We start from the raw sequence: 22,569 nt of genomic DNA on the forward strand, positions 1-22,569 counted from the left end.
TCTGGCGGCAAAATTGGAGAAAAAGCGCGGTGAAGGCACCAAAAATCGTGTCAGGAAACAAATTTCACGCTCAGAGCGTAAAGCCCTCGCCGAGATAGAGCCGGCGGACATCCGGGTTTGCCACCACTTCGTCGGCCCGCCCATGGGTCAGCACCTGGCCGGCATGGATGATGTAGGCGCGGTCGATCAGGCCGAGCGTTTCGCGCACATTGTGATCGGTGATAAGGACGCCGATGCCCCGCGCCGTCAGGTGACGCACCAGTTGCTGGATATCGGCGACGGCGATCGGATCGATGCCGGCAAACGGCTCGTCGAGCAGCATGTAGGCGGGGCGCGTTGCCAGCGCACGCGCGATTTCCAAGCGCCGCCGCTCGCCGCCGGAAAGCGACATGGATGGCGCCTTGCGCAGATGGCTGATGTGGAATTCCTCGAGCAGTTCGTCGAGATTGCGTTCGCGCTCCTTGCGGCTCTTTTCGACCACTTCGAGCACGGCGCGGATGTTCTGCTCAACACTCAGGCCGCGAAAGATCGATGCCTCCTGCGGCAGATAGCCGATGCCGAGGCGCGCACGACGGTACATCGGCATCGAGGTGACGTCGAAGCCGTCGATCTCGATCGTGCCCTCGTCCACCGGCACCAGGCCGGTGACCATGTAGAAGCAGGTCGTCTTGCCGGCGCCGTTGGGGCCGAGCAGTCCAACCGCCTCGCCCGCGCGCACACCGATGGTGACGCCGCTGACGACCTTGCGGCCCTTGTAGCTCTTGGTCAGACCCTTTGCGATCAGGGTCCCCTTGAACTTTCCCGTATCGACGGTCACCGTGGCCGGCGCCGAAAGCTTGCCGGCGGCCCGCCCCGGAAGACGCGCCGTCAGCGACGACAGGCTGGCCATCAGGGGTTCGCCGCTCCCGATTTCGGCGGCGGTGTGATCGACATCTGGACGCGTTGCCCAGCGCATGGATCAACCTGGGCCAGCCCGGTTTTCATCTGCACGACGAGCTTGCAGCCGACCAGGACGTTATCGTTTTGCGACAGGACGACCTTTTTGCCCGAAAGCACCAGAACCTGGCTTTTCATGTCGAAGCTGCCTTGGTCACCGGTGGCGATCTGCGCGTCCGACTTGATGTAAACCTTGTCGGAGATCTCCAGGTGGTCGATGTTGGCCGAGCCGGTCATCGCCGCGCCCGCGGCTTCCGTGCCCTTGGCCGCGGCATTGGGGTCCTTGACGTAGTACACCGTCATCTTGCCGGCCTTCATCAATGTCGGCCCCTGGACGACGCTAACATTGCCCGTGAAGATGGCGACATTTTCGGCCTGGCGGACTTCCAGCTTGTCGCTTTCGATCTGGATCGGCTTGTCGCCGGACAGTTTGAGACCCGATTGGCTGGTGGACTGCGCCAATGACGGCACCAGCCCGAGCAGCAGCAACGCCGAAGTTGCAGCCGCGAGCCGCGTCGAACTACTGAGCCGCATTGATTTCTCCGCTGTTTCCCTCTGCCGTCTTCAAGGCGGCGGAATCGATGTTGACGCGCACTTTGTTCTCGAAAACCAGAACCTTGCCATTGTCCTGGACCGACATCGAATCCGCCGTGATCCGTGACCCCTCACGGCTGACATCGACGGGATCTCCCGTCTTCATAGTGCCTTTGCCCATGTCGAGGAAGACCGATTTGAACTTGGCCTGCATGCCGTCAGTTGTGGTGATGTCAACGTCGCTGGTCAGGTTCATCGTATTGCCGTTGCGATCGTAGGTGCCGTGCGAGGCCTTGATCGCCGCGATATTGTCAGGTCCGACCGGGATCTTGGCGTCGATGCCTTCCAGTTCGATGATGCCTTGCGTGCTGACATCCTGGATGGCGCGCAGCGCCGTCATCGAATAGGGCTGCTTCTGCTTGGTGAACCCGTTGAGCTTGGGACTGGCCATCACCAGCTTGCCGTTGGAAAAAGCGGTGCCTTCCGCCTGGACCGCGACGGAGACCGGCGCGGCCAGATAGGAATAGACCGGAAAGGCGACAGCGATCAGTACCGCGGCCAGCGGCACGGCAAACTTGAGAACGCGCACGCGGCGCGAATGACGCTGGGCGCGGTCGAAAGCATCGCCACGCATCCGAACGTCCGCCGGGGGAGCCAACTCCGTCTCGGCGTTGGTCGATTCAATCGGTCGCGCTAACATTCAACGCTTTCTTCTAACCCCTTGCCCACCCGCGAGCACCGCCTATAGGTGGGACGCCGCCGCCTGCAAGCAAGCACAAGCCCATGAAAACTGCAAAAATGTGACAGCCGCGTTTGTACAGATGAAAATGAGATCCGCACAACTGCCCGTTCTTCATAGCAGAAACAGACACGCGGCGTAAAATTTATCAGCTGCCGATCTTCGCCGCCAGACCTCGCGGCGATTGCACAAATACGTGAAGAGACCTGTGCCTGGTGAGGGGCGGAGCCCGCCCTGACCTGCCCGATGGCGCATCCGGCATGGCCAACTCGACTGTCCGCGCGGATTGTCTTCTTGAGCCGGAAAAGAGAATTGCTTCCAGATGGGAAGATGATGGTCTAAAAGCGTCTCCTCCCGCCGACTGAAAGGCTGACCATGGCACTGAGAGCCGACGACCTGATCGACCGCCGCCGCTTGCGGCGCAAGCTGACATTCTGGCGGGTTGCCGCCATCGGCATCGTGGCACTTGGGGTGATTGCACTTTCAACCTGGTTCTATGGCGACGATTTCACCGGCTCGGCCGTCGACCATATCGCCAAGGTCAAGATCGAAGGCACCATCACCGAGGACGAGGAGCTGATCAAGCGGCTGGAAACCATCCGCCAGTCGTCGAAGGTGAAAGGCGTTATCCTGTCGATCGATTCGCCTGGCGGCACCACGGTCGGCGGTGAATCGATCTATGAAGAGGTGCGCAAGCTGGCCGCCGACAAGCCGGTGGTCGCGGAAGTCGGCACGCTTGCCGCATCGGCAGGCTACATGATCGCCAGCGCCGCCGATCATATCGTTGCCCGCAAGACCTCGATCGTCGGCTCGATCGGCGTGCTGATCCAGTATCCTGATGTCAGCGGCCTGATGGACAAGCTCGGCGTCAAGCTGGAGGAAGTAAAATCCTCACCGCTGAAAGCCTCGCCGTCCCCCTTCAAGCCGACCAATGACGACGAGCGCGCCATGGTCCGCAAGCTCATCCTCGACAGCTACGACTGGTTCGTCGGCATCGTCGCCGAGCGCCGCAAGATGACTCGCGAGCAAGCGCTGGCGCTCGCCGATGGCTCGATCTTCACCGGCCGCCAGGGCGTCGCCAACGGGCTGATCGACGCTGTCGGCGGCGAGACCGAAGCGGTCGGCTGGTTGGCGACCAAGGGCGTCGATGCCAAACTGAAGGTCGTCGAGTGGAAGGATACGCAACGGCGCGGCGGCTTTTTGTTCTCGAAAGCGATGGCGCAAACCATCGGCAGCGCGCTCGGCCTGCCCGCCTACAGCGGCGATGTCATTCGTGAACTCGGCGCCGACCGCTTGTTTCTTGACGGTCTCGTTTCCGTCTGGCACCCTTGAGATGCCGTTTGGGGCAAGTGAAAAAGCAAATAAAATCATCCTCATAATTTTGACCGTACTGCTTTCACGGGGACCCGTCTGATGATCAAGTCCGAACTTGTGCAGATTATTGCCACGCGCAATCCGCATCTTTTCCTGCGCGACGTCGAAAACATCGTCGGCGCGATCTTCGATGAGATCACCGACGCTCTTGCCGAAGGCAATCGCGTCGAGCTGCGCGGCTTCGGTGCATTTTCGGTGAAAAACCGTCCCGCCCGCACCGGCCGCAATCCACGCACCGGGGAGTCCGTCGAGGTCGAGGAGAAATGGGTGCCGTTCTTCAAGACCGGCAAGGAGCTGCGCGAAAGGCTGAACGGCGGCAAGTAGGCGCCGCGTCAGCGCCAGCCAGCCTTTCCGACGGAAAACATCATGTTCAATCGCTTCATGCTTATCGTGGTCTTCGTGCCCCTGGCGATCATCCTGATCGCGCTCGCCGTCGCCAATCGCGAATTGGTCGCCTTCACGGTGGACCCGTTCAACCCCGGCAATCCAAAGCTGACGCTGACCTTGCCGCTGTTCATCTTCCTGTTTTTGGCGCTCGCCATCGGCATGGTCGTTGGCAGCCTGGCAACCTGGGTCAAGCAGGGCCGCTACCGCAAGCTGGCGCGCCAGCGTGGCGTCGAAGCCGAGAACCTGCGCCAGGCGGTCAGCCGCGCGCCGTCGGCACCACAGGGATCTGCCCAAGGATCGGCCCAGGCATCAGCATTGCCAAAGCCGACCGCTTGAACCGCCGGTCGGCGGTTTTCTTTCCGCGGAGTTTTCCATGCTGACCATTTCGGCCGCCGAGGTCGATCATGCGCTGACCTTTTCCGGACTGGTGGAGACGCTGCGCGCAGCGTTTCGTGACGGTGCGGTGCAGCCGGTCAGACATCATCACTCGGTCGAACGGCCCGACGGCGCCGCCTCGACACTGCTTTTGATGCCGGCGTGGACCGACTTCAACGCTGCCGGCACGTCGGCCAGTGGTCACATCGGAGTCAAGATCGTCACCGTCTCGCCTGACAACAACACCATCGGCAAGCCGGCGGTGATGGGGCTCTATCTGCTGCTCAATGGCGCCACCGGCGAACCCGAAGCCTTGATCGACGGCCAGCGGTTGACGCAGTGGCGCACCGCCTGCGCCTCGGCGCTGGCCGCTTCCTACCTCGCCCGCGAGGACGCCTCGCGGCTGCTCGTGGTCGGCGCCGGCGCGTTGTCGCCCTTCCTCGCCAAGGCGCATTGCGCCGTCCGGCCGATCAAGACCATCCGCATCTGGAACCGTACCCCTGCCAATGCCGAGAAGGTCGCCGCCGATCTGCGCGCCGAAGGCTTCACGGCCAGCGCGGCAAGCGATCTCGATGCCGAACTTGGGCAGGCCGACATCGTCTCCTCGGCGACGATCACCACGACACCGCTGATCAAGGGCGCATTGTTGCAGCCGGGAACCCATGTCGACCTCGTCGGCGGCTTTACGCCGACGATGCGCGAAAGCGATGATGACGCGATCGCGACTGCCCGCGTCTATGTCGACACCCGCGCCGGCGCCACCAAGGAGGCTGGCGACATCGTCCAGCCTCTGGCCTCCGGCGTGCTGAAGCCGGACGCCATCGTCGCCGACCTGCACGAATTGACGCGCGGCGAGAAGAAGGGTCGCGAGAGCGCCAGTGAGATCACGCTGTTCAAGTCGGTTGGCGCAGCCCTCGAGGACCTTGCCGCCGGCATTGCCGTCTACAAGGCGCTCGTGGCTTAGTTCACCGCCGCAGCCGTTTTGGCGCCCATCGCCTCTGCGATCAGCGAAAAATCATGCGCGCTGATTTCGAAAAGGCCGAAGCGCAGTTGATAACCCCAGTTGGACTTGCCGGCGCTGAAGTCCAGTCTGTCGAGCAAAGTCTTGATCGATGTTTCCTCTGCCTTTGCCCAGGCGACATCGCGGCGGAACGGCGTGAAGCCGGCGCCCATATCGCCCTGATAGGGCTCGCCTTCCCGCACCGTGCCGATTGCCGTGAACGCTTGCAGGCCGTCTTTCTCGCCGAGAATGGTGGTTGGCGAATAATAGGCAATGCCGTCACCGGGCTTGACGCGGCGCAGGGGTGCTGCCTTGCCGTGATTGACCTGCATGAAGCCGCCCTGGCGCCCGCGCCGGACATGTTCGGCCGACGCCACCGCAATCCAATGCGCACTCATTTCTGCCCCCCATCGGTCTGTTCCTCATCGGACAGCCAGCAGACGCGCAGGCGATGATTGTCGGGATCGAGCGCGACGAAGGTGCGGCCGAAATCCATGTCGGTCGGCGTCTGCAGGATCTTCAGCCCGCGCCCGGCCCAGTCGGCATGGGCGGCATCGAGAGCGTCCGGCGTATCCAGCGCAAAGACGATTTCGGCGCCGCCACCTGCCGCGGCTGCGGCCGGCTCCACCGTATGGCGCGACCAGAGGCCGAGCTTGAAGCCCGCATCGAGCACGAACAGCACGAAGGTCGGCGAACTTTCGACGGGCTCGCGACCGAGCAGCGCGCTATAGAAGGCGCCGCTCTGCTGCGGCTGGTCGACATAGAGGATGACGAAATTCGGGGCGATCATGTCTGCTCTCCAAGGTTCAGTGTTTCAACTTGGCGACCATAGAATGAGCTACTGTCAGATTCTGGCAGCAGTCGTCACGAACTGCGGGGCTTGTCGAGCGTTGCCCGCCATTCCTTGAGGAGCGCCTGGCGACGGCGCGGATAGCGCGTATCGGGGGCGTTGAGGCCGGATATTCGATCGGCGCGAAAATGCCGGAAATCCTGGCGCATCTCGCACCACGCCACCACGACCCGCACTTTGTCGAAGAACCCCAGCGCAAACGGCCAGACCAACCGTTCGGAGGCCGCGCCGCCGGCGTCGCGGTACAAAAAGCCGAGCTTGCGCTCGTTGCGGATCGCCTGCCGCACCAGGCCGAGGTCGATGCCCTCAATGACTTCTGCGGGAGGCCCGACCAGCAGCGTGCTCGCATCGAGATCCTCGCGCAGATCGTCCGGCAGCACGGCGGCGATCTTGGCCAGCGCGTTGGCGGCAGCGGCCGACAGACGCTGGTCCGGCTGCTTGGCGACCCAGCGCGAGCCGAGCACGATGGCTTCGATCTCCTCGTCGCTGAACATCAGCGGCGGCAGCATGAAGCCGGGCTTGAGCACATAGCCCAGACCCGTCTCACCCTCGATCGGTGCGCCCTGGCCCTGCAGCGTGGCGATGTCGCGGTAGAGCGTGCGGATCGAAATCCCGAGTTCATCGGCCAGCGCCTGCCCGCTCACCGGCCTGCGATGCCGGCGCAGCGACTGGATCAGGTCGAGCAGGCGTTCAGAGCGGGACATGATTCTCCGGGCTTTGTAGTCTCCACGATAATCCATCTCGTTCGGAAGTGTACGGGTGGTCCAAGCCGCGACATCAGAGATGGAATACCTTGACTTCGTTGCCGCGTTCCAAGGCCTTGTTGGCGACGAACATCTGCGTCTTCGACATGTCGACTTCACGGTCGGCAAGGACGCGCAACATCGCCTCCAGCCGCCTCAGTGCGATCGCCTTGTTGCGGTGTTGCGATCGCTCGTTGCGTGCCGTGACGACAATGCCTGTCGGCAGGTGAACGGCCCGCACCGCGCTGTCGGTGGTGTTCTGATGCTGTCCGCCGGGACCACCAGCCCGCAAGGTTTCGAATCGGACATCGGACAGTGCGACCGACACGGCAGCGGCCACCGTCAAATCCACGGTCTGCACGCCGACGAACCAGTTCTGCCGTTTGTGGCCCCGCCGCACCGGGCTCTTGAAGACGAACTTGACGGTGCCGCAATATTCCTCGGCGAGTGCCTCAGCGTAGCGCCCCTCAAGGCTGAGTATGGCGGATTTGGCGCCATGCCGGTCCGGTTCGTGACCAAGCGTAACTTCGACGGCATATCCAAGCCTGCCGGCTTCGCTCTTGATTATGTCGACCAGAGCCATCAGGGCGATGCGGCATTCCACCGGCCCGCTGCCCGATGTGAGAAGCATGTCAATCGCGGCCATAATCTGCCCTCCTTGGTGCGCGTTCACGCGATGGCTTCTTGCGTGTCCGGTCGAGCGGGCCGTCTATCGCCTTCTTGTAAGTCACCAGCGGTTTCATCGCCGCCAGCGTCACGACCAAGCCGGCATCGGCGAGATCTTGCACCACTTGCCCAGCATCCTTGTAGGCCGAAGCCGCTTCCTCGATGACCAGGTTACGGTCATCGCAGATCAGCTGCCCTCCCCACACGTTCCTCAGCAAGGCGTCGCGCTCCGACCTGTTGCGCCCCGCACGGCCATGCATGGTGGCGCGGTCGTATTTGCGCCCGGCGCCATGCGAAATGCCGCCCAGCGATGGACCTGTTCCGTCGAGCGCCCGCACGACATAGCTCACGCTGGCGCGCGAACCCGCGATCGGCGCGACATCTCCCATCCGCACGGCGGCCGACCCCTTGTGATGGACGAAGCCATCGGCCCGGTCGCGGACTAGATTATGCGGCACATCAGCCACCACCCGGACCTCGCTGCGCAAGGCGCATGCCGCACGCTCGGCGATCAGCCTGCGGTTGAGCGATGCCCAGGTGACGCAGAGATCATGCTGGCGGCGCCAGTTCCTTCCCTCGGCGGACTGCGGATCAAGCCCAGCGATGAACGCGGATTGAAGGTCGAACATCTGCCCGAACACAAAGGCACCAAGCCCACGCGAGCCGGAATGCACCAGGAGATACAGCTTCCGGCGGTCGAACAGGCTTTCACCAGCCGCATCGATCGCCTGATCAACCGCCTGCAGCTCGCAGAAATGATTGCCGCCGCCGATCGTGCCCAACGCATCGGGGTAGAGATCCAGCGGCAGGTCCGCGCCAGCGAGCGCCGCATGCGGGTCGATATCCTCCGCTTCGATCTGGCGCAGGCATTCGACGGCCTTGTCGATCCTGAGTTTGCGCAGCGGCAGATCGAGCTCGAACAGCGACATGCCGCAGCCAATGTCATTGCCGATCAGCTGCGGATGCAGCCGTTCCGACAACACCGCAATCCCGGTCGGCCCATATTTGCCGGGATGCAGGTCGGGGAACGCTGCAACCGAGGTAACGCCGGGCAGAGCCGCAACGGTTTTCAGCTGCTGAAGTGCTGCTCCTTCGATCCAGGTACGCGGTGAAAAACAATGCTGGATATGCGCCGTCGCGACAACGCGCGGCGAAGAGGAGCCTGAGCTCCCAATCAAATTGCCCATGATGGAACACTTCTGGATACAGGTCAGAAATCGGACGCCATCAGGCATCCGTTCGACCGGCGGCAGTCAGCAAGATGCTGGCTTACGCCGGAACCCTCGAGGGGTGCGCGGTGAAGATGTTCGTCATCTTTCGCTCCCATTCCAGAAAACAATACGGGCCTCATAAACGAAGCGCGTGGAAAAACAAGCGCAATGCTGCAACACCCGCCGCACTGTTTCGAACGCGAAGGCTTCAGGCCTGCGCCAATCGACCTGCAGGCCATCGCTTGTTGCACCGCCGCTGTCCGCATGCCAAAAGCGGCCACGCTGCTCGGAGTTGCTCCCGCTTGAAGTCTTTTCGCGACAAACGCCGCGACAACCGTCCGCATCAATCCGCGAAGGGTGCGGGGGACCAGCCACGTCCGCAGACCGGCCGCGCTCCCGCCAGACCGGAACCGAAGCCGCGCGAGCGGCTTGAGGCGAAGGCCGATGACCGCTCCGAGCCGAAATCGGCGCCGCGCATCCTTGCCCGGCGCGATGGCGTTCTGCCCACCGAGCACCTCCCCGTGATCCTCGAAGTGGCGCCGAATGCCGATTATGCGTTGCTCGACAGCGGCGCCGGGCAGAAGCTCGAACAATACGGCCCCTACCGCATCGTGCGGCCCGAGGGCCAGGCGATCTGGCAGAAGGCCTTGCCTGCAAAGGACTGGGAGCGAGCAGACGCCATTTTTACCGGCGATACCGACGAGGAAGGCATCGGCCGCTGGCGGTTCCCGAACACTCCGCTCGGCGAAACCTGGCCGATGAAGCATGACAGCATCGACTATCTCGGCCGTTTCACCTCGTTTCGCCATGTCGGGGTCTTTCCGGAGCAGGCCTCGCACTGGGACCATATGGCCGGGCTGATCACTGCGGCCAAGCGGCCGGTCAAGGTGCTGAACCTGTTCGGTTATACCGGTCTTGCCTCGCTGGTGGCGGCCCGCGCCGGCGCCGAGGTCACCCATGTCGATGCCTCGAAGAAGGCGATCGGCTGGGCCCGCGAAAACCAGGAAATGGCCGGGCTCGGCAGCAAGCCGATCCGCTGGATCGTCGACGATGCGGTGAAATTCGCCGAGCGCGAGGAACGGCGCGGCAGCCGCTACGACATCATCCTGTTCGACCCGCCGGCCTATGGCCGCGGCCCGAAGGGTGAAGTCTGGCAATTGTTCGAGGACCTGCCTGATTTGACCGACCTTTGCCGCGCGATCCTGACACCGAAACCACTCGCCATGGTGCTGACCGCCTATTCGATCCGCGCCTCCTTCTTCGCCATCCATGCCTTGATGCGCGACGCCTTTGCCGGCATGGGCGGCACCGTCGAATCGGGAGAGCTCATCATCCGTGAAAAGTCCGCCGGCCGGGCGCTTTCGACCTCTCTGTTTTCGCGTTGGGTGGCCTGAAATGAACGAGCGGCATGCAGGCGCACCCGGGCTGGTGAAGGAAGTCACCAGCCTCGCCAATCCGCTGGTCAAGGACATCAAGGCGCTCGCCCAGAAGAAATTCCGCGACCAGCAGAATGCCTTCATGGCCGAGGGGCTGAAGCTGGTCATCGATGCGCTCGATCTCGGCTGGCAGATCAGGACACTGGTTTTCGCCAAGGCCGGACGCGGCAACGCCGCGGTGGAGAAGGTCGCTGCACGCACGGTTGCCGCCGGTGGCACGGTGCTCGAAGTGTCGGAAAAGGTGCTCGTCGCCATCACCCGCCGCGACAATCCGCAAATGGTGGTCGGGGTCTTCTCGCAAAAATTCCTGGCCTTGAAGGATATCCGCGCCGACAATGGCGATGTGTGGGTGGCGCTCGACCGGGTGCGCGATCCCGGCAATCTCGGCACCGTCATCCGCACCGTCGATGCTGTCGGCGCCAAGGGTGTCATCCTGGTCGGCGACACCACCGATCCCTTTTCGGTGGAAACGGTGCGCGCCACCATGGGTTCGATCTTTGCCGTGCCGGTGGCCAAGGCGACGACCGAGGCCTTCCTTGCCTGGCGAGGCGGATTTTCAGGCCTTGTCGCCGGCACCCACCTGAAAGGCGCGGTCGATTACCGCTCGGTCGACTTTTCCCGCGGCCCGGTATTGCTGATGATGGGCAACGAGCAGCAGGGGCTGCCCGAAAGCCTGGCGGCGAGTTGCGACAGGCTGCTTAGAATTCCGCAGGCTGGCCGCGCCGATTCGCTCAATCTTGCCGTTGCCACCGGCATAATGCTGTTCGAGATCCGGCGCGGCGCGCTGAAGCTCGAACCAATCGTGGACCAGCAATGAAGGTTGCCCGCCCGTGAGATCATGGTCCGCCTACGCACTGCTCGTCGTCGCGGCCATAGCGCTCGACCAGTGGATAAAACATCTGGTCGAGACCGGCCTGCCCTTTCAGGAAAAGCTCGATCTCGTGCCGTTCCTGGCGCTGTTTCGCACCTACAACACCGGCATCGCCTTCTCGATGTTCTCGACCTTCGGCGACACCGGGCTGATTGTCATCTCGCTGGCGGTGGTTGCCTTCGTGCTGTTCCTGGCGACGCGGATCGCGCCGTCCCAGATCCTTGCCCGCACCGGCTTTGCTCTGATCGTCGGCGGCGCCCTCGGCAATCTCATCGACCGCGCCATATACGGCCATGTCATCGATTATATCCTGTTCCATACGCCGGTCTGGTCCTTCGCCGTCTTCAACCTGGCCGATGCCTTCATCTCGGTGGGCGCGGCACTGGTCGTCTTCGACGAACTGTTCGGCTGGCGGCGCGAGCCCAGACCTTCGAATGCCAAGTCTTCCAAAGATTGACCCCGTGCGGCCATCGCCGCACAGTCCATGTCGCCAAACAAGATCGCGGAGAACGAGATGCCCGAAACCTTCAAAGCCATCCTCGTTTCGCGTGACGCCGAGAAAAAGCAGTCGGTAGCCGTGACCGATCTCACCGAGGCCGACCTGATGGAAGGCGATGTCACCATCGCGGTCGAGGCGACGACGGTGAACTACAAGGACGGCCTTGCAATCACTGGCAAGGCGCCGGTGATTCGCCGCTGGCCGCTGGTGCCGGGCATCGATTTCGCCGGCACCGTCATCTCGTCTTCCCATCCTGACTGGCGCACCGGCGACAAGGTCATCCTGAACGGCTGGGGCGTCGGCGAAACCCACTTCGGCGCCTACGCCGGCCGCGCCCGCGTCAAGGGCGACTGGCTGGTGCCGCTGCCGCAAGGGATGAGCCCGCATGACGCAATGGCGGTCGGCACCGCCGGCTATACCGCCATGCTCTGCGTCATGGCGCTGGAACGACACGGCATCCTGCCCGATCGCGGCCCCGTGGTGGTGACGGGGGCGGCCGGCGGCGTCGGCTCGGTCGCGGTCTCAATCCTGTCCAGCCTCGGCTACCATGTCGTTGCTTCCACCGGCCGCAACGCCGAAAGTCCCTATTTGATCAACCTTGGCGCCGCCGAAGTGATATCGCGCGACGAGCTTGCCCAGCCGGCCAAGCCGCTGGCCAAGGAGCGCTGGGCCGGCGGCGTTGACGCGGTCGGCAGCCACACGCTGGCCAACGTGCTGTCGATGACCTCCTATGGCGGTGCGGTCGCCGCCTGCGGCCTGGCCGGAGGCATGGACCTGCCTGCGAGCGTCGCCCCCTTCATCCTGCGCGGCGTCTCGTTGCTGGGCATCGATTCGGTGATGGCACCGAAGGCAGTCCGCCTCGAAGCATGGCGGCGCATCGGAACCGATCTCGATCTGCAGAAGCTTGCCAGCCTGGCGACGACCATCGGTTTCGACGGCATCATCGATGCCGCGCATGACATCGTCGACGGCAAGATCCGCGGGCGCGTCGTCGTGGATATGTGAGCCGCTCGACTGCCCTGAGAAGGCGGACGGAATTGCCACGTGTGCCGGCAAATCCATCACCGCCGGGGCGAAAAGCACTCATCCGCTAAAATTCGAACGATCCGCCGCAATTTTCCATAATCTCTATCTGGCAAGGGTTTCGCATGATCGCGGAATCCGGCAGCCAACAGGTGGACACGAGCGAAGACGTCGATGCGGCGCCGACGCCAACGCGGCGCTTTGTCGCCGCGCCGCCGCTGGTGCCCGAGCCCGAACCCGCCGGGCGCGAAGGCCTTCCGTTGCTGGCCTTCGCCGCCATCGTCGTGTTGGCAGGCCTTGCGCATCTGACCGGAGCACCGATCTTTATCAGCGTCGCATTGCTGACAGTCGGCCTAGCCGGCGTTGCCCTGCATCTGCGCGTCAGGCGGAGCGAACACCGCACGGCGGTCCTGCTCGACGAGACCACCGCCCGCAGCCGCGCCGAGATCGAGACGCTGGCCGACCGCATGTGGGAAATGCAGGAGAGCGAGGAGCGCTTTCGCGGCCTGATCGACGCACTTGGCGACCTCGTCATTCATCGCGACCGCGATGGCTACATCGTCTATGCCAACAAGATCTTCGCCGACCTCGTCGAAAGCGATCAACGCGACCTCGCCGGCAAGACCCTGGCGGAACTCGGCATCGATGTCGGCATCGTTCCCGATGCTGCCTTTTCCGATCATGAATGCCTGAGTTCCACCGATGTCTCCATCCGCACGCCGAGCGGTCCGCGCTGGTTTTCGTGGATCGAACTGTCGGTGCGCGACAAGGACAGCGGCGCCGTTTCGCATCGCGCCATCGCGCGCGACATCACCGCCCGCAAACGCGCCGAATCCTCGCTGATCACCGCTCGCGAGCGGGCCGAATACGCCAGCCAGGCCAAATCGCGCTTCCTCGCCACGGTCAGCCATGAAATTCGCACGCCGATGAACGGCATCATGGGCATGGCCAGGTTGCTGGCCGATACCAGGCTGTCGCCGGAACAGCAGACCTATGTCGGCGCCGTCTCGACCTCGGCCAGCGCATTGCTCGCCCTGATCGAGGATCTGCTCGATTACTCCAAGATCGAGGCGGGGCGTTTCGACCCGGAGCCGCAGCCGATGTCGGTGCGCGAGATCGCCGACAACATCGTCGAATTGCTAGCTGCCCGCGCCTTCGCCAAGGATATCGGGCTGGGCTGCCATGTCGAACCCGACGTCCCGCAATTGATCACCGCCGATCCGGGCAAGGTCAGGCAGGTGCTGCTCAACCTCATCGGCAATGCCATCAAGTTCACCGACAGCGGCGGTGTATTGGTGAGCATCGCACGCGCGCGCACTGAAACCACCGACCGCATCTGCTTCACCATCGCCGACACCGGTCCGGGTCTGCACGAAGACGACCTGGAGCGCATTTTCGAAGAGTTCGAGCAGGCCGACGGCACGTCGACGCGCACGCATGGCGGGGCCGGCCTCGGCCTCGCCATCTCCAAACGCCTGGTGGCCGCCATGGGCGGCACGATTTCAGTATCGAGCCGGCTCGGTCAGGGATCCGAGTTCGTCTTTGAAATCCCGGCAATATCGGCCACCGAAGCGCCGCAGGGCCGGCAGAACGCGCTCTCGGGCAAGCGCGCGGTGATCCTGTCGAAAAATGCCGTCGAGGCCGATGCCATCGCCCGCACCATCCGCGCCAATGGCGGCGCGGTCGATGTCGCCACGACCGTCGCGCAGGCCGCGCCCTTCGCCGACGGCTGCGATATGCTCCTGGTCGACGCGGCGATGGAAGCGAGCGATGGAAGGCTGCTCAAGCGCCTGCGCCAGAGCGGTTTCGCCGACTGCGAGGCCATCACGCTGATCGCGCCGACCGACCGCGGCATGCTTGGCGAGTTCCGCGCCAGCGGCTACGCGACCTTCCTTGCCAGGCCGGTGCGTGGCGGAACGCTTCTGCGTGTGCTGTTGAGCAGCAATGCTCCCGCCCTCGCCCCGCCGCAGCCGGAAAACCGCCACGCGCCCGCGTTTCGTGCCGTCGGCAGCCGCCAGCGGGGCCTGTCGGTGCTGATCGCCGAGGACAATGACATCAACGCCATGCTTGCCCGCGCCACGCTGCTGAAGGCCGGGCATCGCGTCAAGGTGGTCGGCAACGGCAAGGCCGCCGTCGAGGCTGTCACCGGTGCCGGGCACAACCATCGCTTCGACGTGGTTCTGATGGATCTTCACATGCCGGTCATGGACGGGCTGGACGCGATTGCTGCCATCCGCCGCTACGAGGAGGAAACCGCCGTGCCGCCGGTGCCGATCATGGTGCTGTCGGCTGATAGCCAGGAAAAGACCCGCCATGCGGTGCTTGCCCATGGCGCCAGCGGCTTCGTTACCAAGCCACTCGACCCTGACGCGCTGGTCAATGCCGTCGAGGGACAGGTCGCGGCCTAGGGCATGATCGCGAGCCGAACGTCAGGAACTTCGACAGCCCATCCACCCCGCCCGCTGGCGTAACGTAGCCGGTTGACCGTATTCGCCAGCCGACGAAGTATTGCCCACGACGTCGTATCACGGTACTGTCACAATCCTGTTGCACCTACACCGTATCCCCGTGCCAAGAGGGATGGCTCGAAGGAGAATCCTCGTGCATACAGTTATGCCGGAATGTGACACTCGGCCGAACGCCAGCAGCGCCTTGCTTGCCGGACGTAACGTCGATTCCGTCATAAAGGGCGCAGCACTCGGCCGTATCGGTAATCTCGAAGTGCGGCTCGCCCGCAACGAGGCCGAGATCGCGGCCGCGCAGGAAGTCCGCTACCGGGTGTTCTACGATGAACTCGGCGCCAGGAAGGATTTGTTCCAGGCGCCGGATCGCCGTGACACCGACCGGTTCGATCCGCTCTGCGACCATCTGCTCGTCTTCGATACTTCGCTTTCCGGCCCCGAACATCGCCGTATCGTCGGCACCTATCGCCTGCTGCGGCAAGAAATCGCGGCCGCCGCTGGAGGCTTTTATTCCGAAGGTGAATTCGAGCTGACCAAGCTTATCGCCCGTCACCCCGGCCAGCGTTTTCTCGAGCTCGGCCGCTCCTGCGTTTTGCCTGAATATCGTTCGAAGCGCACCATCGAGGCGCTGTGGCAAGGTATCTGGGCCTATATCAACCACTACGAAATCGGTGTGATGACCGGTTGCGCGTCGTTCCACGGCACTGTGCCGGCGGCGCATGCCGAGGCGCTTACCTATCTCGCCCACCACTGCCGGACGAATTCGGCCTGGGACGTGCGCGCGGTGTCCGGGCGCTACTGTTCGATGGATCTGATGCCGATCGAGGCGGTCAATGCCAAGGCGGCGATCGCAGCGATGCCGCCGCTGGTCAAGGGCTATCTGCGCGTCGGCGCCCGCATCGGCGATGGCTGCGTCATCGACCGCGAATTCTCGACGGTCGACGTGTTCGTCGTGATGCCGGTCAAGGAAATCGGCGCCCGCTACGTCAACTACTACGGCGGGGAAGCTCAGCGCTTCGCTGCGTGAAACGGTGAGCGACGAGCTTTCCACCGTTTTCGAAGCGTTGCGAAGTGCTGCGAGCGGCTTGCCAGACATCATCGAAACGACATCTTATGGGACGCCGGCGCTGAAGGTTGGCAAGAAATTGCTCGCCCGCGTCAAGGACGCCGACACGGTCGTCCTGATGTGCCCGCTCGACGAGAAAGAGATGCTGCTGGAAGCGGCGCCCGCAATCTATTTCGAGACGGATCACTACAAGGGCTGGCCGGCGATCCTTGTCAGGTTGAGTCAAATTCCGCCCGAAGAATTGCGCCATCGGCTCGAACAGACATGGATCCGACAAGCGCCCAAAAAGCTGATGAACGCTTGGCAGGCAGCGAAGGCCTGATTCACGGAATATCCTCCGGCCGCCGGCCAGGCCGGCTCCTGTACGACGGAAACGACCACCCGAAACGCAGCGCGCCGCCGCGCACGGCGAACGCCACGACGAAGCCGGCCAACCCCGAGACAATCTGCGGCAATCCGGCGACGTCACCCAATGTGAAGATAGCGGCGCCCGCCAGGGCGGCCGTGACGTAGATCTCCGGCCTCAGCAGCACCGACGGCTCGCCGGCCAGCAGATCGCGCAATATGCCGCCGAAGGTCGCGGTCAGCATGCCGGTGATGATCGAAACCACCGGCGAACCGGTGATTGCCAGGCCCTTGGCCGCGCCCATCACCGAAAAGGCGGCCAGCCCGATGGCGTCGAGCCACAGCAGCAGCTTGTATCGGGATTCGACACGATGCGCGGTGAAGAAGACAAGGACCGCCACCACAGCACAGATCAGCACATAGTCGCGGTTGCCGACCCAGAAGACCGGCACATTGAGGATGAGGTCGCGAAACGTGCCGCCGCCAATGCCGGTGACGCTGGCCAGGAACAGGAAACCGATAATGTCGAGTTGCTTGCGCGAGGCAGCCAACGCCCCAGTCGCAGCAAAGACGGCGACGCCGGCATAGTCGAGAAGCGCGATGGGGTTCATGAGTGAGCGAATAGCAAGAAGGGAGTAGCGAATAGGGAATAGCACGAAGCCACTTGGCCGCTATCAACTATTTCCTACTCGCTACCCCCTATTCGCTACTCACTCTCCTCAGGCGTCTTTCTCGGCCTGCTCATTGACAGGTCCAGGCTCGACTGGCGCGCCGGCGGCAAACTTCGGGCCGCCCTTGGCGACGCCGACCATGGCCGGGCGCAGCACCCGCTCGCCGATCGAATAGCCCGGCTGGACGACCTGGACCACGGTGTTGGCCGGGACATCCGGATTGGGCACTTCAAACATCGCCTGGTGGAAATTGGGATCGAACTTCTCGCCTTCAGGCGCGAGTTTCTTGACCCCGTGCCGTTCCAGCGCCGACAGCATGGCGCGCTCGGTGAGGTCGACGCCTTCGATCAGCGCCTTGAAGCCGGCGTCCCCGGATGCCTTTGCTTCAGCCGGGATGGCGTCGAGCGCGCGGCGCAGATTGTCCGACACCGACAGCATGTCGCGCGCGAAATTCGCCACCGCGTAAGTGCGCGCGTCGTGAACGTCGCGCGCGGTGCGGCGGCGCAGGTTTTCCATCTCGGCCGCGACGCGCAGCGCGCGGTCCTTCAGATCCTCATTTTCCTTCAGCAGCCGCACAAGGGCTTCATAGTCGCCATCGATGCTGCCTTCCGTGCGCTCGGCATTGGCCTCGGTCGCCTCGACTTCATCGGGCGCGCGTTCGTCTTTTGCCTGGTCGCTCATCGCCGTTTCCCGTCAATCTCGAATGATATGGATTTTGAGCCCGATATCGAGGTTTGGCGGTCAAAAATCAAGGGGTAAGCGATAGCGGAGGCCCTTAACCAGGGCAGGACGACGAACGGCACGGTCCTTCGATTTTAATTCAAACTTTACCTTAACTAGCGGCTTTGCTTGCCCCAAGGGCGTGGTGCGGGAACCATTCCCTTGCTGGAGGAGTTTCGAAGCTGACAAAGGATTTTGAGATCATGACCCGCAACAAAGGCGAAAAGGGAGAGCGGCTGGCCACCGAGGTCAGGCGCCAGTTCGGTGCCGAGGCGGTGACGCGCTTTCTGCGTACCTTGCCGGCCTTCCGCACCGAGGCCGAAATCCCCGACCGCCTCAGGGAGCTGCTCGACCGCCTCGACGGGGCGGAGGACGGCGACGCCGGCTGGCGCCGGCAGTAGACGCAACGATCGGTCTGGCAACGACCTCCATCGGCAATAGCCTGAGAGAGCCGAAGCATCTAAGGATGGATGCGTTGTGATTCACTCGGAGGACGTAGTGGGCAAGGTTTCGATCAACTCATTGCTGTTGGCGCTTGTCGGCCTTGGCGCCGTTGCATTGGTGGCCTTTCCGTCACAGGCAGAGAGCCTGCAGCTGGAATTGCGCAAACATGGCCCGCGGCTGAAGCTCCTGCCAGATTGCGATCCCAACTACGACGATTGCGATGTCCGCAGCGACGACTGGCGCGACCGTCGTCACTCACGAGGCTGCACGGAAGACCGCGCTCTCGACAAGGCGGACCGGATGGGCATCCGCCGGGCAAGGATAGAGTCCATCGGCCGCCGCGAGATCACCGTCCGGGGCAGACAGTATGGCGACCGCGTCCGCGTGACTTTTGGAACCGAGCGCGGCTGCCCCATCCTCGATCGGGAGTAGTGATCGCCCCAAAGCAGAAAAACCAGGCGCTCCAGGGTGAATCGTCGACTGGTCAAGTTGGGACTGACCGGGTCGACCGCCGTGCCACGCGACAATTACGCACAGTAATTTTGCGTGATCCCTGTCTTGCGGTGGCGGGACACCCCGCCTATGATTCCTGATGAACATGATTTCCCCTGAGGCGGCCGCCAACAGCAAGCGCGCCTGGCTGAAGATTCTGGCACGCTACAAGAAGCCGGACAGGCGCCGCAGCGCGGTCGAACTCGCCATCACCCTTATTCCCTTCGTCACGCTCTGGGCGCTCTCTTCGGCCGCCTACTCCTACGGTCATTGGTGGGGTCTGGTCCTCATTCTTCCGGCGGCGGGGTTTCTGGTGCGCATCTTCATGATCCAGCACGACTGCGGCCATGGTTCCTTCTTCGCCAATCGTTATGCCGACGACTGGATCGGCCGCGCGCTCGGCATCCTGACGCTGACGCCCTACGATTGCTGGCGGCGCGCCCACGCGACCCATCATGCCAGCGCCGGCAATCTTGACGAGCGCGGCATGGGCGACATCAGGACGTTGACCGTTGCCGAATACCGGCAATTGTCATGGCGAGGCCGTCTTGCCTATCGTCTCTACCGTCACCCGCTGGTGATGTTCGGCCTGGGACCGATCTGGCTGTTCATCTTCGAGCAAAGGCTGCCTGTCGGCATGATGCGCGGTGGCCTGACGCCCTGGGTGTCGTCAATGACCACCAATCTTGGCATCGCAGTTGCAGCGGCTATCCTCATCTGGTTCGTCGGCCCCGGCGCGTTCCTGGTTGTCCATCTCCCGATCGTTATCCTTGCCGGTTCGGCGGGCATCTGGCTGTTCTACGTCCAGCACCAGTTCGAGGAGACGGAATGGGCAAAGGATGCGGACTGGGAATTCCAGCACGCCGCCTTGCACGGATCGTCCTACTACGACCTGCCGCCGGTGCTGAACTGGTTCACCGGAAATATCGGCGTCCACCACGTCCACCACCTCTCCGCCAAGGTGCCGGGCTACCGGTTGCAGGAAGTGCTGCGGGATTATCCGGAACTGCGCGGCATCGGTCGCGTCACGCTGCTCGACAGCCTGCGCTGCGTCAAACTGGCGTTGTGGGACGAGAACCGCCGCAAGCTGGTGTCGTTCCGCGAGGCGCTGGCGGCATAAAGAGACCGCCGCACCATACGGCGCGGCGGCATTTGGCAAATCCTGGATTTGTCTTGACGCAATTCCGAATGGAAAACCGGAATTGCTCGCTTTGTTTGACGCAATTCCGGACGGAAAACCGCTTTTCCAGGAATTGCCCGGCGGGGTCAGGCCGCCTGACGCTCTTCGCGCATCAGGATCTCGCCATGGCGGATCTCGGTACCCAGCACCTTCAGGCATTCGCGGATGAAATTGGACAGGCCCGGCCAGCCCTTGGCTGAAACGAGATTGCCGTCGACATGGGCGCCGGTCGGCGCGACGTCGATGTAGATGCCGCCGGCCAGCGTCACCTCCGGCTCGCAATAGTGAAGCGCTGCGACTTCCCGACCCCGCACCACGCCGTCGACGGCGATCAGGATCTGCACGCCGTGGCAGATGGTGAAGATCGGCTTGCCGGCCTCATGGAAATGCCGCACCAGCGCCTGCACCCGCTTGTCGATGCGGATGTATTCCGGTCCACGTCAGCCCGCCGCATAGACGGCATCATAATCGTCCGGCTTCACCTCGGCGAAGGTCTTGTTGAGGATGTAGTCATGGCCAAGCTTTTCCGTATAGGTCTGGTGGCCTTCAAAGTCGTGCAGCGACGTCTTCAGGATGTCGCCGGCCTTCTTGTCGGGGCACACGACATGCACCGTATGGCCAACGGCATGCATGGCCTGTTCAAAGACGAAAATCTCGTACTCCTCGCTGAACTCGCCAACGAGCATCAATATCTTCTTGCCAGCCATTCCCGGTTCCTCCCTTGTGGCCATATTTATTTCGGATGATGAAATAATGGACCTATCCTAAGGGCAGGAAGGCGAAAGGGAAAGCACAAATCCCCCGCTGGTAAGACCAGTTCCCGTCGGCGGGGATCGCATCGCCATAGATCGCTTCAAAACAGGCGAAAAAATAGCACCCACTGGTTCGACCAGAACTCCTTCAGGCAACCGCCTTGATCATATCCGCTGCCTTTTCGGCGATCATGATGGTCGGCGCATTGGTATTGCCGCCGATCAGCGTCGGCATCACCGAGGCGTCGACCACCCGCAATGCCCGTATGCCGCGCACGCGGAGCTGCGGATCGACCACCGCCATGTCGTCGATGCCCATCTTGCAGGTGCCCGCCGGGTGATAGATCGTATCGGCGCGGGCTCGGATATGGGTCATCAGCTCGGCATCGCTCGATACGCCGGCGGTGTAGATTTCCTTGGCACGATAGTTGGCCAGCGCCGGCGCCTCCAGTATGCCGCGCATCATTCTGACACCCCTGAGCAACAGCTCGGCGTCGCGTTTGTCGGACAGAAAGCGCGGATCGATGCGCGGTGGCGCCAGCGGGTCGCGCGCCGACAGCCCGACCTCGCCGCGAGAATGCGGCCGCAGCACGCAGACGTGGCAGGAAAAACCATAACCCATATGCAGCTTGCGACCATGATCATCGACGATGGCGATGCAGAAATGCAGTTGCAGGTCGGGACGGTGGATCGCCGGATCGGATTTGAGGAAGGCGCCGCCCTCAGCGTAGGGCGTGGCGATCATGCCGCCGCCATCCCTGCGCCAGCGCCGCAGATGCCGCAGCAGGCCAGGCAGACCGCGCAGGCCAATGCCCATCATGTCGGTATTCTTCGATTTCCAGCCCATGATGAAATCAAGATGGTCCTGCAGGTTCTTGCCGACGCCGGGCAGTTCATGGACGATCGGAATTCCGTGGGCTGCAAGCTCGACAGCCGGGCCGATCCCGGACAGCATCAAGAGCTGCGGCGAGCCGAAGGCACCGGCGCAGACGATGACCTCGCGCCTTGCTTTCGCAACGGCTTCATTCTTGCCGGCGCGATAACGCACGCCGGCAGCCCGCTTGCCTTCAAGGACGATACCCGTGGCGTGCGCTCCGGTGACAACGGTGAGGTTTGGCCGGCTCATCGCCGGGTGTAGATAGGCGGCGGCTGCCGAACAGCGCTCGCCATTGCGGCGTTCGCCCCAGAATTGCGTGACCTGATAAAGTCCGGCCCCTTCCTGTTCGACGCCGTTGAAATCATCGTTGCGCCGGATCTGGTTTTCGCCACAGGCCTCGACAAAGGCCTTGGAGAGCGCACGCGGCTCCTGCTGCTCGGCGACCCGCAATGGTCCTTCGCCACCGTGCAAGGCATCCGCACCACGCTGATTGCCTTCCGCACGCCGGAAATAAGGCAGCACCTCGCCCCATGACCAGCCGTCGCAGCCGAGATCGGCCCAATCGTCATAGTCGCCGCGGTGCCCGCGTGTGTAGAGCATGGCATTGATGGCGCTCGAGCCACCCAGCGCCTTGCCGCGCGGCTGGTACCCCTTGCGGCCACCGAGCCCTTGCTGGGGCACCGTCTCGAAGGCCCAGTTGTTGATCTTCGGTCGGCCCGGCAACAACGCGATGACGCCTGCCGGCGCGCGGATGAGCAGGTTTTTGCCCTCGCCGCCGGCTTCGATCAGGCATACCTTTTTCGATGGATCTTCGGAGAGCCGCGCGGCAAGGGTGCAGCCGGCGGACCCGCCACCGGCAATGACATAGTCGAAATCCATGATCTCCTCCCGGACACCGGCGGATGTTTCCGTCCGG

General features: G+C 63.2%; 25 protein-coding genes and 1 pseudogene. 14 read left to right on the plus strand and 12 right to left on the minus strand.

Annotated elements, in window-relative coordinates; genetic code table 11:
- Nucleotides 1–70: 70 nt before the first annotated feature.
- From lptB to lptC, 3 genes are read right to left on the minus strand one after another with little or no spacing between them, the layout of a single operon-like run.
- Nucleotides 71–889: an LPS export ABC transporter ATP-binding protein gene (gene lptB, locus CGZ66_RS13910; protein WP_095084710.1), complete on the minus strand. Its 819-nt coding sequence runs from the start codon at nucleotides 887–889 to the stop codon at nucleotides 71–73.
- Nucleotides 889–1,470 (minus strand): LptA/OstA family protein, encoded by a 582-nt coding sequence (locus CGZ66_RS13915; protein ID WP_095084711.1) that lies wholly within the window; start codon nucleotides 1,468–1,470, stop codon nucleotides 889–891. Before CGZ66_RS13915 ends, lptB begins: the two co-directional genes overlap by 1 nt.
- Entirely contained in the window at nucleotides 1,457–2,170 is a 714-nt protein-coding gene (gene lptC / locus CGZ66_RS13920; protein WP_095084712.1) for an LPS export ABC transporter periplasmic protein LptC, read from the minus strand. Before lptC ends, CGZ66_RS13915 begins: the two co-directional genes overlap by 14 nt.
- Nucleotides 2,171–2,584: 414 nt before the next feature.
- Here lptC and sppA point away from each other — a divergent pair, with 414 nt between their 5' ends.
- The 4 genes from sppA to lhpI all read left to right on the plus strand — a co-directional run bounded on the left by sppA (nucleotide 2,585) and on the right by lhpI (nucleotide 5,309).
- Entirely contained in the window at nucleotides 2,585–3,541 is a 957-nt protein-coding gene (gene sppA / locus CGZ66_RS13925; RefSeq protein WP_095084713.1) for a signal peptide peptidase SppA, read from the plus strand.
- An 81-nt stretch (nucleotides 3,542–3,622) separates the two neighbouring features.
- On the plus strand, nucleotides 3,623–3,907 hold the full coding sequence (locus CGZ66_RS13930) for an integration host factor subunit beta (protein WP_006200394.1): 285 nt from the start codon (nucleotides 3,623–3,625) through the stop codon (nucleotides 3,905–3,907).
- 42 nt (nucleotides 3,908–3,949) lie between these two features.
- Nucleotides 3,950–4,306: a LapA family protein gene (locus CGZ66_RS13935; protein WP_095084714.1), complete on the plus strand. Its 357-nt coding sequence runs from the start codon at nucleotides 3,950–3,952 to the stop codon at nucleotides 4,304–4,306.
- A 37-nt stretch (nucleotides 4,307–4,343) separates the two neighbouring features.
- Nucleotides 4,344–5,309: a bifunctional Delta(1)-pyrroline-2-carboxylate/Delta(1)-piperideine-2-carboxylate reductase gene (gene lhpI, locus CGZ66_RS13940; RefSeq protein ID WP_095084715.1), complete on the plus strand. Its 966-nt coding sequence runs from the start codon at nucleotides 4,344–4,346 to the stop codon at nucleotides 5,307–5,309.
- Here lhpI and CGZ66_RS13945 read toward each other — a convergent pair.
- From CGZ66_RS13945 to CGZ66_RS13965, 5 genes are all read right to left on the minus strand, one after another.
- Nucleotides 5,306–5,743 (minus strand): EVE domain-containing protein, encoded by a 438-nt coding sequence (locus CGZ66_RS13945; RefSeq protein WP_095084716.1) that lies wholly within the window; start codon nucleotides 5,741–5,743, stop codon nucleotides 5,306–5,308. The genes lhpI and CGZ66_RS13945 overlap by 4 nt on opposite strands.
- Complete coding sequence (locus tag CGZ66_RS13950; protein ID WP_095084717.1) at nucleotides 5,740–6,135, minus strand: VOC family protein; 396 nt, start codon at nucleotides 6,133–6,135, stop codon at nucleotides 5,740–5,742. Before CGZ66_RS13950 ends, CGZ66_RS13945 begins: the two co-directional genes overlap by 4 nt.
- A 74-nt stretch (nucleotides 6,136–6,209) precedes the next feature.
- Entirely contained in the window at nucleotides 6,210–6,899 is a 690-nt protein-coding gene (locus CGZ66_RS13955; RefSeq protein WP_095084995.1) for a helix-turn-helix transcriptional regulator, read from the minus strand.
- Nucleotides 6,900–6,972: 73 nt separating this feature from the next.
- Entirely contained in the window at nucleotides 6,973–7,584 is a 612-nt protein-coding gene (gene prfH, locus CGZ66_RS13960; protein WP_095084718.1) for a peptide chain release factor H, read from the minus strand.
- On the minus strand, nucleotides 7,571–8,791 hold the full coding sequence (locus CGZ66_RS13965) for an RNA ligase RtcB family protein (RefSeq protein WP_095084719.1): 1,221 nt from the start codon (nucleotides 8,789–8,791) through the stop codon (nucleotides 7,571–7,573). The genes prfH and CGZ66_RS13965 overlap by 14 nt, the downstream gene beginning before the upstream one ends.
- A 326-nt stretch (nucleotides 8,792–9,117) precedes the next feature.
- Here CGZ66_RS13965 and CGZ66_RS13970 point away from each other — a divergent pair, with 326 nt between their 5' ends.
- The 7 genes from CGZ66_RS13970 (at nucleotide 9,118) to CGZ66_RS14000 (ending at nucleotide 16,494) form a co-directional block, all read left to right on the plus strand.
- On the plus strand, nucleotides 9,118–10,209 hold the full coding sequence (locus CGZ66_RS13970; protein ID WP_095084720.1) for an RsmD family RNA methyltransferase: 1,092 nt from the start codon (nucleotides 9,118–9,120) through the stop codon (nucleotides 10,207–10,209).
- A gap of 1 nt (nucleotide 10,210) precedes the next feature.
- A complete protein-coding gene (locus CGZ66_RS13975; RefSeq protein WP_095084721.1) occupies nucleotides 10,211–11,068 on the plus strand; it encodes a TrmH family RNA methyltransferase in 858 nt (285 codons plus the stop codon).
- A gap of 13 nt (nucleotides 11,069–11,081) precedes the next feature.
- Nucleotides 11,082–11,579, plus strand: a complete 498-nt coding sequence (lspA, locus tag CGZ66_RS13980) for a signal peptidase II (RefSeq protein WP_095084722.1) — start codon at nucleotides 11,082–11,084, stop codon at nucleotides 11,577–11,579.
- Nucleotides 11,580–11,636: 57 nt separating this feature from the next.
- Nucleotides 11,637–12,626 carry an acrylyl-CoA reductase (NADPH) gene (gene acuI / locus CGZ66_RS13985; protein WP_095084996.1) on the plus strand — a complete coding sequence of 330 codons (990 nt, stop codon included), beginning with the start codon at nucleotides 11,637–11,639 and terminating at the stop codon, nucleotides 12,624–12,626.
- A gap of 143 nt (nucleotides 12,627–12,769) precedes the next feature.
- Nucleotides 12,770–15,052, plus strand: a complete 2,283-nt coding sequence (locus CGZ66_RS13990; RefSeq protein WP_095084723.1) for a PAS domain-containing hybrid sensor histidine kinase/response regulator — start codon at nucleotides 12,770–12,772, stop codon at nucleotides 15,050–15,052.
- Between the two features lie 205 nt (nucleotides 15,053–15,257).
- Nucleotides 15,258–16,133 (plus strand): l-ornithine N(alpha)-acyltransferase, encoded by an 876-nt coding sequence (olsB, locus tag CGZ66_RS13995; RefSeq protein ID WP_167392117.1) that lies wholly within the window; start codon nucleotides 15,258–15,260, stop codon nucleotides 16,131–16,133.
- A gap of 4 nt (nucleotides 16,134–16,137) precedes the next feature.
- Complete coding sequence (locus tag CGZ66_RS14000) at nucleotides 16,138–16,494, plus strand: MmcQ/YjbR family DNA-binding protein (RefSeq protein WP_095084725.1); 357 nt, start codon at nucleotides 16,138–16,140, stop codon at nucleotides 16,492–16,494.
- A 1-nt stretch (nucleotide 16,495) separates the two neighbouring features.
- On the opposite strand, the gene CGZ66_RS14005 is transcribed toward CGZ66_RS14000, so the two are convergent.
- Both CGZ66_RS14005 and grpE read right to left on the minus strand, forming a co-directional pair.
- Nucleotides 16,496–17,128, minus strand: a complete 633-nt coding sequence (locus CGZ66_RS14005) for a trimeric intracellular cation channel family protein (RefSeq protein ID WP_095084726.1) — start codon at nucleotides 17,126–17,128, stop codon at nucleotides 16,496–16,498.
- 108 nt (nucleotides 17,129–17,236) lie between these two features.
- Nucleotides 17,237–17,869 carry a nucleotide exchange factor GrpE gene (gene grpE / locus CGZ66_RS14010; RefSeq protein ID WP_095084727.1) on the minus strand — a complete coding sequence of 211 codons (633 nt, stop codon included), beginning with the start codon at nucleotides 17,867–17,869 and terminating at the stop codon, nucleotides 17,237–17,239.
- Between the two features lie 239 nt (nucleotides 17,870–18,108).
- On the opposite strand from grpE, the gene CGZ66_RS14015 reads away from it, so the two are divergent.
- The 3 genes from CGZ66_RS14015 to CGZ66_RS14025 all read left to right on the plus strand — a co-directional run bounded on the left by CGZ66_RS14015 (nucleotide 18,109) and on the right by CGZ66_RS14025 (nucleotide 19,964).
- Nucleotides 18,109–18,309: a hypothetical protein gene (locus CGZ66_RS14015; RefSeq protein ID WP_095084997.1), complete on the plus strand. Its 201-nt coding sequence runs from the start codon at nucleotides 18,109–18,111 to the stop codon at nucleotides 18,307–18,309.
- Nucleotides 18,310–18,406: 97 nt separating this feature from the next.
- Nucleotides 18,407–18,784, plus strand: a complete 378-nt coding sequence (locus CGZ66_RS14020) for a hypothetical protein (protein WP_167392106.1) — start codon at nucleotides 18,407–18,409, stop codon at nucleotides 18,782–18,784.
- Nucleotides 18,785–18,944: 160 nt separating this feature from the next.
- Nucleotides 18,945–19,964, plus strand: coding sequence for a fatty acid desaturase (locus CGZ66_RS14025; RefSeq protein ID WP_095084729.1), 1,020 nt, complete (start codon nucleotides 18,945–18,947; stop codon nucleotides 19,962–19,964).
- Nucleotides 19,965–20,110: 146 nt separating this feature from the next.
- Here the strand turns inward: CGZ66_RS14025 and CGZ66_RS14030 are convergent.
- Together CGZ66_RS14030 and CGZ66_RS14035 are read right to left on the minus strand one after the other, a co-directional pair.
- A pseudogene (locus CGZ66_RS14030) lies at nucleotides 20,111–20,731 on the minus strand (DJ-1/PfpI family protein).
- A gap of 193 nt (nucleotides 20,732–20,924) precedes the next feature.
- Nucleotides 20,925–22,532: a GMC family oxidoreductase gene (locus CGZ66_RS14035; RefSeq protein ID WP_095084998.1), complete on the minus strand. Its 1,608-nt coding sequence runs from the start codon at nucleotides 22,530–22,532 to the stop codon at nucleotides 20,925–20,927.
- Nucleotides 22,533–22,569 lie beyond the last annotated feature (37 nt).

Source organism: Mesorhizobium sophorae (genome assembly GCF_002270415.1).
GTDB classification, from domain to species: domain Bacteria; phylum Pseudomonadota; class Alphaproteobacteria; order Rhizobiales; family Rhizobiaceae; genus Mesorhizobium; species Mesorhizobium sophorae.